General features: G+C 65.9%; 16 protein-coding genes. 8 read left to right on the top strand and 8 right to left on the bottom strand.

Annotated features, from left to right (window positions below; genetic code table 11):
• The coding region (locus EN738_RS18825; protein WP_127285008.1) for a LysR family transcriptional regulator at window positions 1–444 on the bottom strand (444 nt) is incomplete at its 3' end.
• A gap of 220 nt (window positions 445–664) precedes the next feature.
• On the opposite strand from EN738_RS18825, the gene EN738_RS18820 reads away from it, so the two are divergent.
• A complete protein-coding gene (locus tag EN738_RS18820; protein WP_127285007.1) occupies window positions 665–1,615 on the top strand; it encodes a DMT family transporter in 951 nt (316 codons plus the stop codon).
• A gap of 54 nt (window positions 1,616–1,669) precedes the next feature.
• Here EN738_RS18820 and EN738_RS18815 read toward each other — a convergent pair whose 3' ends face one another.
• The 3 genes from EN738_RS18815 to EN738_RS18805 all read right to left on the bottom strand — a co-directional run bounded on the left by EN738_RS18815 (window position 1,670) and on the right by EN738_RS18805 (window position 3,514).
• Window positions 1,670–2,041, bottom strand: coding sequence for a response regulator (locus EN738_RS18815; RefSeq protein ID WP_127285006.1), 372 nt, complete (start codon window positions 2,039–2,041; stop codon window positions 1,670–1,672).
• A 182-nt stretch (window positions 2,042–2,223) separates the two neighbouring features.
• Complete coding sequence (gene hpt / locus EN738_RS18810) at window positions 2,224–2,766, bottom strand: hypoxanthine phosphoribosyltransferase (protein ID WP_127285005.1); 543 nt, start codon at window positions 2,764–2,766, stop codon at window positions 2,224–2,226.
• Window positions 2,767–2,872: 106 nt separating this feature from the next.
• The gene (locus EN738_RS18805) at window positions 2,873–3,514 is read right to left on the bottom strand and encodes a hypothetical protein (protein WP_127285004.1); all 642 of its coding nucleotides are present in this window, start codon (window positions 3,512–3,514) and stop codon (window positions 2,873–2,875) included.
• Between the two features lie 189 nt (window positions 3,515–3,703).
• Between EN738_RS18805 and ftsE the strand changes: the two genes are divergently transcribed.
• From ftsE to EN738_RS18790, 3 genes are all read left to right on the top strand, one after another.
• On the top strand, window positions 3,704–4,363 hold the full coding sequence (gene ftsE / locus EN738_RS18800) for a cell division ATP-binding protein FtsE (RefSeq protein ID WP_023757234.1): 660 nt from the start codon (window positions 3,704–3,706) through the stop codon (window positions 4,361–4,363).
• Window positions 4,356–5,345 (top strand): ABC transporter permease, encoded by a 990-nt coding sequence (locus EN738_RS18795; protein WP_127285003.1) that lies wholly within the window; start codon window positions 4,356–4,358, stop codon window positions 5,343–5,345. Before ftsE ends, EN738_RS18795 begins: the two co-directional genes overlap by 8 nt.
• A gap of 137 nt (window positions 5,346–5,482) precedes the next feature.
• Window positions 5,483–6,235, top strand: a complete 753-nt coding sequence (locus tag EN738_RS18790; protein WP_127285002.1) for a YdcF family protein — start codon at window positions 5,483–5,485, stop codon at window positions 6,233–6,235.
• Here EN738_RS18790 and EN738_RS18785 read toward each other — a convergent pair.
• Window positions 6,225–6,848 carry a pyridoxamine 5'-phosphate oxidase family protein gene (locus EN738_RS18785; RefSeq protein WP_127285001.1) on the bottom strand — a complete coding sequence of 208 codons (624 nt, stop codon included), beginning with the start codon at window positions 6,846–6,848 and terminating at the stop codon, window positions 6,225–6,227. The genes EN738_RS18790 and EN738_RS18785 overlap by 11 nt on opposite strands.
• Window positions 6,849–6,953: 105 nt before the next feature.
• Here EN738_RS18785 and EN738_RS18780 point away from each other — a divergent pair, with 105 nt between their 5' ends.
• On the top strand, window positions 6,954–7,859 hold the full coding sequence (locus EN738_RS18780) for a LysR family transcriptional regulator (protein ID WP_127285000.1): 906 nt from the start codon (window positions 6,954–6,956) through the stop codon (window positions 7,857–7,859).
• Between the two features lie 91 nt (window positions 7,860–7,950).
• A complete protein-coding gene (locus EN738_RS18775; protein ID WP_127284999.1) occupies window positions 7,951–8,751 on the top strand; it encodes a 1-acyl-sn-glycerol-3-phosphate acyltransferase in 801 nt (266 codons plus the stop codon).
• Window positions 8,752–8,773: 22 nt separating this feature from the next.
• Here the strand turns inward: EN738_RS18775 and EN738_RS18770 are convergent, their stop codons facing one another.
• From EN738_RS18770 to EN738_RS18760, 3 genes are all read right to left on the bottom strand, one after another.
• A complete protein-coding gene (locus EN738_RS18770; RefSeq protein WP_127284998.1) occupies window positions 8,774–9,391 on the bottom strand; it encodes a LysE family translocator in 618 nt (205 codons plus the stop codon).
• A gap of 228 nt (window positions 9,392–9,619) precedes the next feature.
• Window positions 9,620–10,567, bottom strand: a complete 948-nt coding sequence (locus tag EN738_RS18765; protein WP_127284997.1) for an aldo/keto reductase — start codon at window positions 10,565–10,567, stop codon at window positions 9,620–9,622.
• Window positions 10,568–10,688: 121 nt separating this feature from the next.
• Window positions 10,689–11,225 (bottom strand): gamma-glutamylcyclotransferase, encoded by a 537-nt coding sequence (locus EN738_RS18760; RefSeq protein WP_127284996.1) that lies wholly within the window; start codon window positions 11,223–11,225, stop codon window positions 10,689–10,691.
• A gap of 116 nt (window positions 11,226–11,341) precedes the next feature.
• Here EN738_RS18760 and EN738_RS18755 point away from each other — a divergent pair, with 116 nt between their 5' ends.
• Both EN738_RS18755 and EN738_RS18750 read left to right on the top strand, forming a co-directional pair.
• The gene (locus EN738_RS18755; RefSeq protein WP_127284995.1) at window positions 11,342–12,340 is read left to right on the top strand and encodes a DUF2125 domain-containing protein; all 999 of its coding nucleotides are present in this window, start codon (window positions 11,342–11,344) and stop codon (window positions 12,338–12,340) included.
• Between the two features lie 68 nt (window positions 12,341–12,408).
• Entirely contained in the window at window positions 12,409–13,338 is a 930-nt protein-coding gene (locus tag EN738_RS18750) for a sugar kinase (RefSeq protein ID WP_127284994.1), read from the top strand.
• The last annotated feature ends 83 nt before the right edge of the window (window positions 13,339–13,421 follow it).

Raw genomic sequence — 13,421 nt, 5'->3', positions numbered from 1 at the left:
CAAAACCGAAAGGTCGAGCTCGCCGGCCGCAACCGCCGCTGTCTGCGCGCCCGAATGCGCGTAGCGCACCGTCACCTCGACCTTCGGGTGGCGCTTCGAAAACGCCCCCAGGGCGCGCGACAGGATGGCATGGCCATATTCTTCGGGAATGCCGATTCGCACCGGCCCGCCAAGCGGCGCCGCGGCAATCGACGCTGCCGTCTCGTCGAGCAGCGAAACGATGCGCCTGGCATTGCCGATCAGCTCGCCGCCGCGCCGCGTCAGCGCCACGCCGCGCGAGCCGCGCTCGAACAGGCTGTCGCCGACCATGCCCTCGAGCTTCTTCATCTGCATCGACACGGCCGACTGGGTGCGGCCCGCCTGCTCGGCCGCCTTGGTGAAATTGCCGGTTTCGGCCACCGCGACGAAGGTGCGCAGGAGGTCGCTGTCGAGCGTCGGCTTCATCGCATTTCACCATAAGCAATTTTGATTGCTGGCATCATTCCAATTCGTTTGCAACATGTCAAACGCCGGAGGATAGTCGCCTCACCCATTGGATATGCGGCCCTTCAAACCGGCTGCGGACCAATCGAGTCCTCACTCATACCCGCTGCCCGAAACGGTGGCGGGTTCTTTTTACCGCATGCGTCGGTTTGGGATCGCGCGAACCGGGGAGCAGAATCCTATGCAGAACAGGATGGTGCTTGGCATCCTGAGCCTCTGTCTGGGCGTGCTGGTGTTTTCGCTCCAGGATCCGCTCGTCAAGGCGGTCTCGGGCCTCTACCCGGTCACCGAGGTGATGGCGATCCGCGCCATTGTTGCCCTGCCGATCCTGATCGTTATCGTGCGCGCCGATGTCGGGTTGAAAGCCCTGCTCTCGAAGCGCTCCGGCCTGCTGACGCTGCGCGCCTTCATCCAGTTCAGCTCCTACACGTCCTACTATCTGGCGATCGCCGCCCTGCCGCTGGCCGACGCGGTGGCGCTCTATTTCATGGCGCCGCTGTGCATCATGGTGCTGGCCGGGCCTTATCTCGGCGAGCGGGTGTCCTGGCAGACGCTGGCGACCGTGCTGATCGGCCTGCTCGGCGTCCTCGTCATGCTGCGGCCGGGCGCCGGACTGTTCGACTGGGCGGCGTTGCTGTCGCTCGGCTCCGCCTTCCTCTACGGCTTCTCGCAGTTGATGGCGCGCAAGATAGGCGACACCGAATCCTCCACCGTCATGGCGTTCTACCAGAATGGCGCCTATCTGACGGGCGCAGTGTTCGTCGCCGGCCTGTTCCGGTTGGCCGGGATTGAGCATGCCGTCCACCCCAGCCTCGAATTCCTGGTGCGGCCGTGGATCTGGCCGGCATTTCCCGACCTTCTCAAGATGGCGGCCTGCGGCTTCGTCGCCTCGGCCGGCATGATTCTGCTGTCGCAGGCCTATCGGCTGGCGCCGGCAAACCGCGTCGCGACCTTCGAGTATACCGGCATCATCTGGTCGCCGCTGTGGGGATTCCTGTTCTTCGCCGAGGTGCCGCACTCGACGACCGTGCTGGGCGCCGCCCTCATCATCGGTGCCGGCCTGCTTGCCTTCCGTACCGAGCGGCGCAGAGCGGCTCCGCCGCTGCTTGTGCCGACCGGCGACACGGCGTGAGCGCCGGCTACGGTTGCCGCCGATATGGTGAAGGGCGGCCTGTGGGCCGGAGCCTCAGGCGAAGCAGCTCAAGGCGCGACCGACGCGAGCGCGGATTTCAGCGAGCGTAAAGGGCTTCTGCATGACATCGAGGATGATGCCGTTGAGCTCCTCGGCGCGCTCGCGCTGATCGGCGTAGCCGGTCATCAGCATGATCTTCATCGACGGGAACAGCGCCGCCGCCGCGGTGGCCATCTCGATGCCGTCCATCTCCGGCATGCGGATATCGGAGACGACGAGGTCATAGCCACCCCGCGCCGCCTTGATCAGCTCAAGTCCCTGGGCGCCATCGCAGGCGATGGCCACGCTGTGCCCGTCACGTTCGAGCGCGCGGGCGGCGAGGGTGCGGACGGACTCATCGTCCTCGACGATCAGAAGCTTTGCCATGGCGAGATACATGGCGGGGAAACGTTGACGTTTTCTGAACCGGAACAATTGGTCCGGGGGAAATCCAGAGCATGCCGTGTTCGGCGTTTCAGTGCTGCCTGATTTGGGGCATGCTTCAGGGGGTGTTGAGATTCAGGTCAGGCCGCTGTTTGCGGCCGGCCTCACCTGAATATCGACATGCCCTAGGCGTCGCCCTTGACGACGCCGACGAAGGGCAATTCCCGGAAAGCATGCGCGACGTCCATGCCGTAGCCGACGACGAAATAATCCGGGCAGTCGAAGCCGACATAGTCGGCGTTGAGCGTGGTCTGGCGGCGCATGCGCTTGTCGAGCAGCACGGCGATGGCGCAGCTTCTGGCGCCGCGCGACAGCATCAGGTCGCGGGCGAAGGAGAGCGTCTTGCCGGATTCGAGGATGTCGTCGATCAGAAGCACATCGCGGCCGGCGACCTCATTGTCGATGTCGCGCAGCACCTTCACCTCGCCGCTCGTGGTGCCGGCGCCGTAGCTGGAGATGAAGATGAACTCGACCTCGGGCGACAGGCCGACATCGTGCATGGCCCGGATCAGGTCGGCTGCGAAGACGAAAGACCCCTTCAGCACCGAGATCACCAAAAGGTCATGGTAGTCGCGCCCGGCAATCTCCTTGGCGAGCTCGAGGTTGCGGCGGGCGATCGCCGACGCCGAAAACAGGACCTCGATGTCCTTGCCGCGCACAACTGGCATTTTCGCCCTCCAGGCGTTTTGCCTACAGGACCGCGACCTTCAGGGCCTGCGAAAGCGCTGTAGAACTTCTTGGTTTTTGCGCCGGGTCGCGCGGTTTTGTTTCGCCTTAGCCAGCAAAAGTGACTGAGACGGCTTTCACGCCGTTTCTAGGCACATCAAGGCGGCTGGAAAAGCCAAATCTTTCGCCGGGCGCCAGCGAGCGACCGGATGTCCCCAGCGTATAGCGGATGATCTGGCTGTCCTTGCCGGTGACGCGGATTTCCAGGGGCGGCATTTGCACCGCCTGCGCGCCGTCATTGGCGGCCTCGCCGTCGACGAACAGCACAGGTTTCGGCCCTGATGCGTCGATGCGCGAGGTGATGCCCGAGATGCTGAGCGCGGCCGCCGGCTGCGCGACGGCCCAGAACGGCGATTGACGGACCAGCGCATGGCCGCCGGAGACCCAGAAGGCAGCGAGCGCTGCGCCGACACCGGCAATCCAGAAGAGCGGTCCGCCACGCGACGCCGGCCGCCGTTCGGCCACCGCCTCCGGCTTGCGCAGCATGCCCATGCCTTCGATGGCGGCCGTGCTGGTCGCGCGCGAAGGCGGAGCCGGCGGCGCTTCCGACCTGGCCGACGGACGCGGCAGCACCTCGTAATCGGCGTCGACGACGTCGATCACCGGCGCGCGCGCTTCCTGCGCGGCACTTGTCCCCAGCCCGGTCATGATTTCGCCGGAAACCGGGCGCGCGGTTCGTTGCTCAGCCATACGGCCTGGTAAGCCCCTGTTCGCTGTTCGTTTCTTTTGGGTAAACGCAAATGGTTAACGCTTCCCCACCGGAACCCCGGTGATGCACCGAAAAGCATCGAAAATTAACCAAGGGTTAACCATGCGGGCCGATGGTCTTTTGAGAGAAAGGGCTGGCGTTTCGCCGCCGAAAGTTCCAGGTCGTCGAACGTGATCCGCTTCGAAAATGTCGGCCTCCGCTATGGCATGGGTCCGGAGATCCTCCGCGACATTTCCCTGCACATACCGGAGCGCTCCTTCCAGTTCCTGAGCGGGCCCTCCGGCGCCGGCAAGACGACGCTGCTGCGCCTGCTGTTCATGTCGCTGAAGCCGACGCGCGGGCTGATCACCATCTTCGGCAAGGACCGCTCGCGCATCTCGCGCAGCGAGCTGCCGCACCTGCGGCGCCGCATCGGTGTCGTATTCCAGGATTTCCGCCTGCTCGACCACATGACCACCTATGAGAACGTCGCCCTGCCCTTGCGCGTGCGCGGACGCGAGGAGGCGAGCTACCGCACCGACGTCACCGAACTGCTGAAATGGGTTGGGCTGGGCGAACGCATGCATGTGCTGCCGCCGGTGCTGTCGGGCGGCGAGAAGCAGCGCGCCGCGATCGCCCGCGCGCTGATCGAACAGCCCGAGATCCTGCTCGCCGACGAGCCGACCGGCAATGTCGACCCGCCGCTGGCGCGCCGGCTGCTTCGGCTGTTCATCGAGCTCAACCGTCTCGGCACGGCGGTGGTGATCGCCACCCACGACCTCGGCCTGATGGAGCAGGTCGACGCGCGGCGCATGATCCTCGCCGGCGGAAGGCTGGACATCTATGACTGAGCTCTCCGCCGACCATCTGCATGACCAGCCCGCCGAGATGGCTGGCGTGGTGCAGCGCCCCCAACGCAGGATGGCGCCGATCGTGCCGGCGCAGAACATTGCCGGACGGGCGCTGGTGCTGGTCATCGCCATCATGACCTTCCTGTCCTGCCTCACGTTCGGCGCCGTGACCCTGGTGCGCGACACCGCGTCGGTCTGGGAGAACCAGATCTCGCGCGAGGCGACGATCCAGATCAAGCCGGTCGACGGCCTCGACATGGAGGCGGCATTGGCCCAGGCCTCGCAGATCGCCAGCGAATTCCCCGGCGTCAAGGGCACCAAGATCATCGACCGCGACGCCACCGCGCGGCTGCTGGAGCCGTGGCTGGGCACAGGTCTCAACATCGATGAATTGCCGGTGCCGCGCCTCGTCGTCGTCACCATCGACGAAAACAGCCCGCCCGACTTCGCCGCCATGCGCGCCGCGATCACGCCCAAATTGCCGACCGCGGCGCTCGACGATCACCGCACCTGGGTCGACCGGCTCGTCACCATGGCCCGCACGACGGTGACCATCGGCATCGCCGTGCTGGTGCTGATGCTGTCGGCGACCGTGCTGACCGTGGTGTTCGCGACGCGCGGCGCCATGGCAGGCAACGGCCACATCATCGAGGTGCTGCATTTCGTCGGCGCCGAGGCGCGCTTCATCGCGCGCGAGTTCCGTTGGCATTTCCTGGTCACCGGCATGAAAGGCGCCGCGGCCGGCGGCGCCGCCGCGATTTTGGTCTTCATCGTCTTTTCCTGGTGGTCGTCGCGCAACATGGCGACGCCCCAGGCCGACCAGGCAACCGCGCTGTTCGGCAATTTCGCCATCGGCTCGGCGGGCTATCTCGGCGTCGGCCTGATGGTGCTGGTGATCGGCGCGCTGACGGCGGCGACCTCCCACGCGACGGTTGTCACCTATCTCAGCGACATCGACATGCGCCAGCCGGATGGAGGCTAAGCACGGTTCCAAAAAGCGAAAGCCGGTTCTTCGAGACGACCATGCCAGGCAAGAGTATGATCACGCTAGGGAAACTGCCGTAACGCAATGTGCGCCTTCTCATCTATCAAAGGCCGCATTTCAGGATTAACCATAGGATGATGGACGCGCAGGACACGACCGGAACGGCTGGACGGATGCCAGTTGTTGGTGCCCGTGCGCACGGGCGTGGCAATCTGGCCCGCCTTGCCATCGTCCTTCGGATCTTTGCTTTCTCCGTGCTGGCACTTGCGGCTCTGTTTGCCGGCGGCTTCGGCTGGTTCGCCAGCACGGTCAGCCACATGACGACGCCCGCCAACCCCGCCAGGGCGGATGCCATCATCGTTCTCACCGGCGGCCAGTCGCGCCTCGACGCGGCGATGGACCTGCTCGCTTCCGGCAAGGGCGAGCGCTTGCTGATCAGCGGCGTTCATCCTTCCGCCAGCCGCCGCCAGTTGCAGGCCGCGACCGGCGGCGACAAGGCGCTGTTTTCCTGCTGCGTCGACATCGACCGCGCCGCGCTCGACACCATCGGCAATGCCGAGGAAAGCGCCAAATGGGTGGAAAGCCACGCCTATGGCAGCGTCATTCTCGTCACCAACAACTACCACATGCCGCGCAGCCTGCTGGAGATGGGGCGGCTGCTGCACGGCGCCAAGCTGGAACCCTATCCGGTGGTCAACACCAATCTCGGCAATGGCGGCTGGCTGACCAAGCCGGAAGCGTTGCGCGTGCTTTTGACCGAATACAGCAAATATGTGCTGGCTCTGGCGCGCGGCATCGTCCCGCTGCGCCAGACTGCCGACGGCATCGCCCTGGCGGAAGCCTCGGTGGTCAAGAGCGACAAGCCGCCAGCCCGCATCATCCCTTAGTCTCGACCGCGCGCAGGCGCTCGACCTCCTGTTCGAGGGCCGCAATGCGCCTGTCGCGATCGGCGAGCGCCGCCGCGACGTCCGCAGCATCGAAGCGCTGCGGTATGTGCTGCTGGCAGTTGGCATCCCAGGTCGAGACGGTGAACAGGATCACCTGCTCGGGACGCGCCTTGTAACCTTGCGGCATCAAGCTCGCCGTCAGTTCGGCGTCTCCCTCGACGACGCGCGCCCTGCCCCAGATCTTGATGCGCTGCCGATGGGCATAGTCGATCAGGAACAGAAAGGCCTGCGCGTTGTCGGCGAGATTGCCCTGGGTGATGAATTGCCTGTTGCCAGTGAAGTCGGCGAAGCCGATCGTCTTCTCGTCGATCACCTTTAGGAAGCCGGCCGGCCCGCCGCGATGCTGGATGTAGGGCTGGCCCTCGCCATTGGCGGTCGCCAGGAAGACGCTGGTCTGCGCCGCGATGAAGGCGGCAAGGTCCGGCGTGATCGTATCCCGCCAGCCGCCGCGCTCCTCGACCCGGGAATAGGCATCGCGCGAGCCCTTGCGCGCCTGGATGGCCTTGACGCTCGGCGTGAAGGCGACGTCGCTGGTGAAAGCATGGGCGTTCATATGGCGCTGTCCTCCAAGGGCTGGTAACCGGCCGAATATAAGCCTTCCATATTTCGGATGCAGATGGCATATCTGGAATAGTTCCTTCCATTTTCTGGAAAGATCATGGATCGCCTTGAAGCTATGTCGCTTTTCGTCGCCGCGGTGGAGGCCGGCAGCCTTTCAGCCACGGCGCGCCGCTTCGGCATGCCGCTCGCCACGGTCAGCCGCAAGGTCTCGGAACTGGAACGGCACCTCAACACGCGCTTGCTCGCCCGCTCGGCGCGGCGGCTGACGCCGACCGCTGCCGGGCAGGCCTATCTCGCCGCCTGCCGCCGCATCCTGGACGAGGTCGGTGAGGCCGAGCGCGCCGCGGCCGGCGAATACAGCGCGCCCAGAGGCGAATTGGTCGTCACCGCGCCGATCGTCTTCGGCCGCCTGCACGTGCTGCCGGTGGTCGCCGATTTCCTCGCCGCCTATCCCGAGGTCGATATCCGGCTGACGCTGTCGGACCAGATAACGCAGCTGGTCGACGAGCATATCGACCTTGCCGTGCGCATCGGCGATCTGCCCGATTCCAGCCTTGTCGCCATCCGTGTCGGCGCGATCCGCCGCGTCGTGTGCGCAAGCCCGCCCTACCTTGCGGCCCATGGCACGCCGCAAACCCTGGGGAACCTGGCCGTGCACAGCTGCGTTACGTTCGACAACCTCTCGGCCCCTGCCACCTGGGTCTTCGCCGGCGGCAAGAGCGAGATCACCGTGCCGGTCCATTCCAGGCTTCGCGTCAACACCGCGGAAGCCGCCATCGACGCCGCGACCGCCGGGGTCGGCTTGACCAAGGTGCTGTCCTACCAGGTCGCCGCCGCGATGCGCTCCGGCGCGCTGCAGGCAGTGCTGCGCGAGTTCGAGCCGCCGCCATGGCCGGTGAGCCTCGTCCATGCCGGGCAGGGCCTGCTGCCGGTCAAGCTGCGCGCCTTCCTCGATTTCGCCGCCCCGCGCCTGAAGGAGCGCCTGACGCAAGCGATGTGGTAGGAAATCGGGATCGGCCTTCGCTCGCTGGCCGTTTCCTTTTTGCCTGCGCTTGGTGTAACCAACGCACTCTTCCTCACCGGGCCCTTCCCGTATGCTCTATTTCCGCTCGCTGGCGTTCAACCTCGTCTTCTACCTCAGCCTGGTCGTCCAGATGATCTTCTGGACCCCGTACTATTTCCTGTCGCCGCGCCACCGGGCCTGGTTCGTGCCCAAATTCTGGTCGCGCACCTGCATGTGGCTCTACGACAAGATCGCCGGCACGAAGAGCGAGATCACAGGCGTCGAGAACTTGCCCGAAGGGTCCTTCATCCTGGCGCCGAAGCATCAGTCCTTCTGGGATGCGATCGCCTTTTTTCCCTATCTCGATGACGCGCTCTACATCCTGAAACGGGAGCTGACCTGGATCCCCTTCTTCGGCTGGTACATCATGAAGATGCGGATGATCCCGGTCGACCGCGGCAGTCGCTCCAAGGCGCTGAAGGCGGTCGTCGCCGCCACCAGAGCGGAAATGGACCGCAACCCGCGCCAGCTCATCATCTACCCCGAAGGCACGCGCCGCGCTCCGGGCGACGAGCCGGCCTACAAATATGGCATCGTCGAGATCTATTCGCAGCTTGGCGTCCCGGTGGTCCCGGTCGCCCATGTCGCCGGCCTCTACTGGCCGCGCCGCAAATTCCTGCGCTATCCCGGCACCATCAAGGCCCGCTTCCTGCCGCCGATCCCGCCGGGACTGGCCAAGGACGAGTTCATGAAGCGGCTGATCGGCGAGACCGAGGCTGCCTGCGACCAGCTCCTCGTAGAGGCCTCGCGCGCGCCGAATCCGCCGCCGATGCCGCCGACGGCGGCGAAGCGGCTGGCGGAGCTCGCGGCGGCCGGAAAGGCCAAGGCCTGAGCCGCAGCTCCGTTTCGCCGGCCTAAGGCCACGCCGCCAATGCCGTCGTCAGCACCAGCGTCGCCGCGAAAGCCAGGTTGATGATCCGCGAGGCCAGCGGCCGCCGCAGGAACCGGGCGAAGGCCGCCCCGGCAAGTAGCCACAGCACGTGGATGCCGACGATCATCAGCGTGAGCACCAGGAGCCTGGTCGAAATCCCGAGACCGGCGACGCCCGACGAAGCGCCGGCGAAGACGGCGGCGATCGCCACATAGGCTTTCGGATTGGCGACAGCGAGCAGGAAGCCGCCCGAGAAGGTGGGAGGCGCCATCCCGTTCTCGCGCGCCGCCAGCGGTGGCGCCGTCGCTATTCTGTAGGCCAGGTAGAGGATGTAGATCGCGGAGGCGATCGCCAGCAACGGCGCCATGCCCGGCAGCGAGGCAAAGATCGCCGTCACGCCGGAAGCCACCACCAGCAACACGAGCGTGGTGCCAACGATGATGCCCGACGTGTAGCGCAGCGAGCCGCGCAGGCCGAAAACGGCGCCTATTGCGGTGACGCTGATCGTCGCCGGCCCCGGACTGCCCATCACGACGGCGGCGGCAAGTACCAGCACCAGCACCTGCTGCCATGGCTGCGTGAGGCTCAAAATTCCGGCCATACGCGTTTTCCGCATCGTGTCGCGATGCGCAAAACGTTATGGCGCAGGGGCCGTCACCGTCTTGAACGATCGTGTTGAACCGTCCGGCAAGGGCCGCCCCGCTTGCGGCGCGCCGGCAGCGCCGGGCTGGAGCAATTCCAGGAAAAGTGTGAAACGGTTTTCCGTCCGGAATTGCGTCAAGACAAAGAGATAGAGCGGTTCGCCGTTTCCGTGAAACGGTGAAACGCTCTAGGCGCTCGCCCGGTCCAGCGCCGCGATGTCGTCGGCGCCGAGCTTCAGCGACGCGGCGCGCACCAGGCTGTCCACCTGCGCTGTCGTCGTGGCGCTGGCGATCGGCGCGGTGACGCCCGGCCGCGCCATCACCCAGGCCAGCGCCACCTCGGCCTGCTTGGCCGAATGCCTGGCCGACACCGCGTCGAGCGCGGCGAGGATGCGCATGCCGCGATCGTTGAGATAGCTGGCGACATCCTCGCCCCGTTCGCTTTGGCCGAGGTCCGCCTTGCCGCGGTATTTGCCGCTCAAGAATCCCTTGGCCAGGCTGAAATAGGTGATGACGCCGATGTCCTCGGCCACGCAGAGATCAAGCAGCGGTCCGTCGAGCGACGAACGGTCGTACAAATTGTATTCGGGCTGCAGCACGTCATAACGCGGCAGGCCGCGCAGGCTCGCCACATCGAGCGCCGCGCGCAACTGGCCGGCATCGAGATTGGAGCAACCGACATGGCGGACCTTGCCCTTGGCGAGCAGGCCCTGATAGGCGCCGAGCGTCTCCTCGTAAGGTGTCGCAGGGTCCGGCCAGTGCGACAGATAGAGGTCGATCGCGTCGGTCTGCAGCCGCTTCAGCGAGGCGTCGACCGCCTTTTCGATATAGGCGGCGGACAGGTCCCGCCTGCCCTGGCCCATGTCCGAGCCGACCTTGGTGATGACGACGATCTTGTCGCGGTTGCCGCGGCTTTTCATCCATTTGCCGATGATGGTTTCGGACTCGCCGCCCTTGTTGCCGGGAGCCCAGCGCGAATAGACGTCCGCCGTGTCGACGGCGTTAAGGCCGGCATCGGCAAAACGGTCGAGCAGGTCGAAGGAGGTCTTCTCGTCGGCGGTCCAGCCAAAGACATTGCCGCCCAGGACCAGCGGCGCGATGGAAAGGTCGGTGCGACCGAGACGGCGTTTTTGCAAGACTGATCTCCGTGATGCTTGGGATAATGCCGGGCAAGCCCGGCTGGGGGGCAGCAGCTAACCTAGGTCCTGGATTGCCGAGGTCAAAGGCCTGGCCATTCTTTTCCGGCAGGCCAGCGCTTCACAAAGGCGCGACCCGCCGCGCCACGTCCTCCAGCCAGTGGTCGCGAATGCTGAGCGCCTTGAGGTGCTCCAGCGTGCTCAACACATAGTCCTCGTTGCGTCCGGATTGACCGACGGCGCCGCGAACAATGGTTGCCGCATGCGCCGCGTCGAGCGCGCCGGCATACTGCTCATGCGCGCGGTCGACGATGTAGGCAACCGCCTCGACCCTGCCGTTCGCTTCCTTCCCTGTCCCGTCGAGCCGGATGTCCAGCGTGCGTTCGAGATAGACGCTGGTCACCAGCTCGCGCTCGCGCAGATAGGCGAGAACCTCGCCGCGCAGGTCGCCCGGCACCCGGAATGCCAGCCCGACGCAGGAGCCGCCGCGGTCGAGGCCGAGCACAAGGCCCGGCCGCCGGCGCGTGCCGCGATGCACGAAGGAATAGACGCAGAGCGCCCGGCGGTAGCCGTAAAGGCGCGCGCGGCGCGTCTCGACATGCGCGAAACCCGGGCGCCAGATCAGCGACCCATAGCCAAAAACCCAAAAATCGCCCATATCGCCAAGCCTGATCGCGCGAGTCCGACTCTAGGCCGGAATCGGTGTTTTACGTCTTCCTGCTTGTTGCGTAACAACCGCCCGCCCGCAATATCAGGGGTAATGAGAGCTGCAGCATGACGTCAACTGACGAGCGCCCGCCGAACTTTCGCCGCCGGCTGTTCTGGCTCGCTGCCTTCATTGCCGTGCTGTTCGCCCTCTACAGCGCTGGCTGGTTCTATCTGGCCGATCGCGTCAGGACCGAGGCCGACAAGGCGGTTGCCTCGCTCAACGTCAACGGCATCGAGGCCGGTTGCGCCAACCTGACCGTCAGCGGCTATCCGCTCAGCTTCGCCATCTCCTGCGACACGCTCGCCTATGAGGACGATGCCAGGAACGTCGCCGCCTCGACCGGCAGCTTCAACGCGGTGGCCGAAATTACGCAGCCCCTGTCGCCAGTCGCCGATCTGCGCGGTCCGCTCAGGACCTCAATGCCCGGCATGACGCCGCTGTGGATCGACTGGGACAAACTACGGGCGGACGCGAAGCTCTCCTGGCCGCTGCCGCGGCACGTCGCGCTGAAGGCCGAGGGCCTGTCCGGCCAGACCGATCCGGCCGACAACAGCGATCCCGTCGAGCTGTTCTATGCCGGCAAGGCCGCCGGGCAATTGCAGCCGAACGGCCTGGACATCGGCTATGTCGGCAGTTTCAACGATCTCGAGATCGACGCCGACGCGATCGGCGGGCGCGTGCTGCCGCCGCTCGACGGCAGCGGCGAGGCGACGCTGAAGAACGGCGTCGCGCTGATCAGGACGCAGCCGAAGAGCCTGCGCGGCCAGTCGGTCGACATCGCCAAGCTCGACCTGTCGTCGGGCGAAGCGCGCATAACCGTGTCCGGGCCGCTGTCGGTCGATGCCGAAGGGCTCATCGATGCCGAGCTGACGATCAAGCTCAGGGATCCCAAGGCGGTGGCGGCGATCCTCGGCGGCGCCATTCCCGAGCGCAAGAGCGAGATCGAGCAAGGTTTTGCCGGCCTGGCGATGCTCGGCAACGAGCCGTCCATGCCGCTCAGGATCGTCAAGGGCAAGGCTTCGCTCGGCTTCATCCCGCTCGGCAAGATCAAAGCGGTCGATTAGAGCATGGCCCCAATAAGTGGGAACCGGTTTTTGGACAAGACCAGGCTCAGACAAGGGATAGCGATCTGATGGAGAAGCCGGTGAAGCTCCTGAGCGTCGGCGCGTTCACCCTCGATACGATCCTTCGCCTCGACACGCTGCCCGCGCATCAGGGCAAGTTCATCGCCTCCGATGGCGTCCAGATCGCCTCGGGCATGGCAACCAGCGCCGCTTGCGCCGCCCGCCGTCTCGGCGCAGAAGTCTCGCTCTGGGCAAGTGCGGGCGACGATGCCGTCGGCGACCAGCTGGTTGCCGAGATCGAGGCCGACGGCGTCGATTGCAGCCTGGTCCGCCGTGTGGCCGGCGCACGCTCGGCGCTGGCCGCGATCCTCGTCGACGCGCATGGTGAGCGCATCATCGTTCCGTTCTACGACCGCAAGGCGCAGGCCGACCCCGCTGAATTGCCGTGCACCGATCTCTCCGCCTTCGACGCCGTGCTGGCCGACGTCCGCTGGCCGGGCGCCGCGGCGCTCGCCCTGAACGCGGCGCGCGCCAATGGCCGGCCTGCGATCCTCGATGCCGATACCGCACCGCTGGAGGTGCTGGAGCAGTTGCTGCCGCTGGCCACGCACATCGTCGCTTCCGAACCCGCGGCGCGTATCGTCTGCGGCCATGCGCTCGATCCGGAAACCGCCTGCGGCGATCTCGCCAGCCGCACCGATGCTTTTGTCGCCGTCACCGGCGGCGCGGCGGGAAGCTGGTGGCACGACCGTTCCATCGGCTCGGTCCGCCACGTCGCGGCGCCGAGGATCAAGGCGGTGGATACGCTGGCCGCCGGCGACGTGTTTCACGGCGCCTTTGCCGTCGGTCTCGCCGAAGCCATGCCGCCCGAGCAGGCATTGCGCTTTGCCAGCGCCGCCGCGGCGCTCAAATGTCAGCGCTTCGGCGGCCGGCTCGGCGCGCCGGACCGGGCAGAGACGCTGGCCATGATGGCCGCCCATTGGCCGCCGTCGAGCTGACTAAGCCTTCGTTTCCGGATGTTCGATAGCCTGGCGCCCGAAGTCCGGCACGTCGATATCCTGCCCGGCGTCGATAATCGAGC

Origin of the sequence: Mesorhizobium sp. M4B.F.Ca.ET.017.02.2.1 (assembly GCF_003998955.1) — a bacterium.
GTDB classification, from domain to species: domain Bacteria; phylum Pseudomonadota; class Alphaproteobacteria; order Rhizobiales; family Rhizobiaceae; genus Mesorhizobium; species Mesorhizobium abyssinicae.
The sequence above is the reverse complement of the archived record's forward strand: the minus strand, read 5'-3'. Positions and strand labels throughout refer to the sequence as shown.

Coding starts and splice junctions, on each gene's coding strand:
- EN738_RS18820 (WP_127285007.1), top strand. CDS start 665: ATGCAGAACAGGATGGTGCTTGGCATCCTGAGCCTCTGTCTGGGCGTG.
- EN738_RS18815 (WP_127285006.1), bottom strand. CDS start 2,041: ATGGCAAAGCTTCTGATCGTCGAGGACGATGAGTCCGTCCGCACCCTC.
- hpt (WP_127285005.1), bottom strand. CDS start 2,766: ATGCCAGTTGTGCGCGGCAAGGACATCGAGGTCCTGTTTTCGGCGTCG.
- EN738_RS18805 (WP_127285004.1), bottom strand. CDS start 3,514: ATGGCTGAGCAACGAACCGCGCGCCCGGTTTCCGGCGAAATCATGACC.
- EN738_RS18795 (WP_127285003.1), top strand. CDS start 4,356: ATGACTGAGCTCTCCGCCGACCATCTGCATGACCAGCCCGCCGAGATG.
- EN738_RS18790 (WP_127285002.1), top strand. CDS start 5,483: ATGATGGACGCGCAGGACACGACCGGAACGGCTGGACGGATGCCAGTT.
- EN738_RS18785 (WP_127285001.1), bottom strand. CDS start 6,848: ATGAACGCCCATGCTTTCACCAGCGACGTCGCCTTCACGCCGAGCGTC.
- EN738_RS18780 (WP_127285000.1), top strand. CDS start 6,954: ATGGATCGCCTTGAAGCTATGTCGCTTTTCGTCGCCGCGGTGGAGGCC.
- EN738_RS18775 (WP_127284999.1), top strand. CDS start 7,951: ATGCTCTATTTCCGCTCGCTGGCGTTCAACCTCGTCTTCTACCTCAGC.
- EN738_RS18770 (WP_127284998.1), bottom strand. CDS start 9,391: ATGGCCGGAATTTTGAGCCTCACGCAGCCATGGCAGCAGGTGCTGGTG.
- EN738_RS18760 (WP_127284996.1), bottom strand. CDS start 11,225: ATGGGCGATTTTTGGGTTTTTGGCTATGGGTCGCTGATCTGGCGCCCG.
- EN738_RS18755 (WP_127284995.1), top strand. CDS start 11,342: ATGACGTCAACTGACGAGCGCCCGCCGAACTTTCGCCGCCGGCTGTTC.
- EN738_RS18750 (WP_127284994.1), top strand. CDS start 12,409: ATGGAGAAGCCGGTGAAGCTCCTGAGCGTCGGCGCGTTCACCCTCGAT.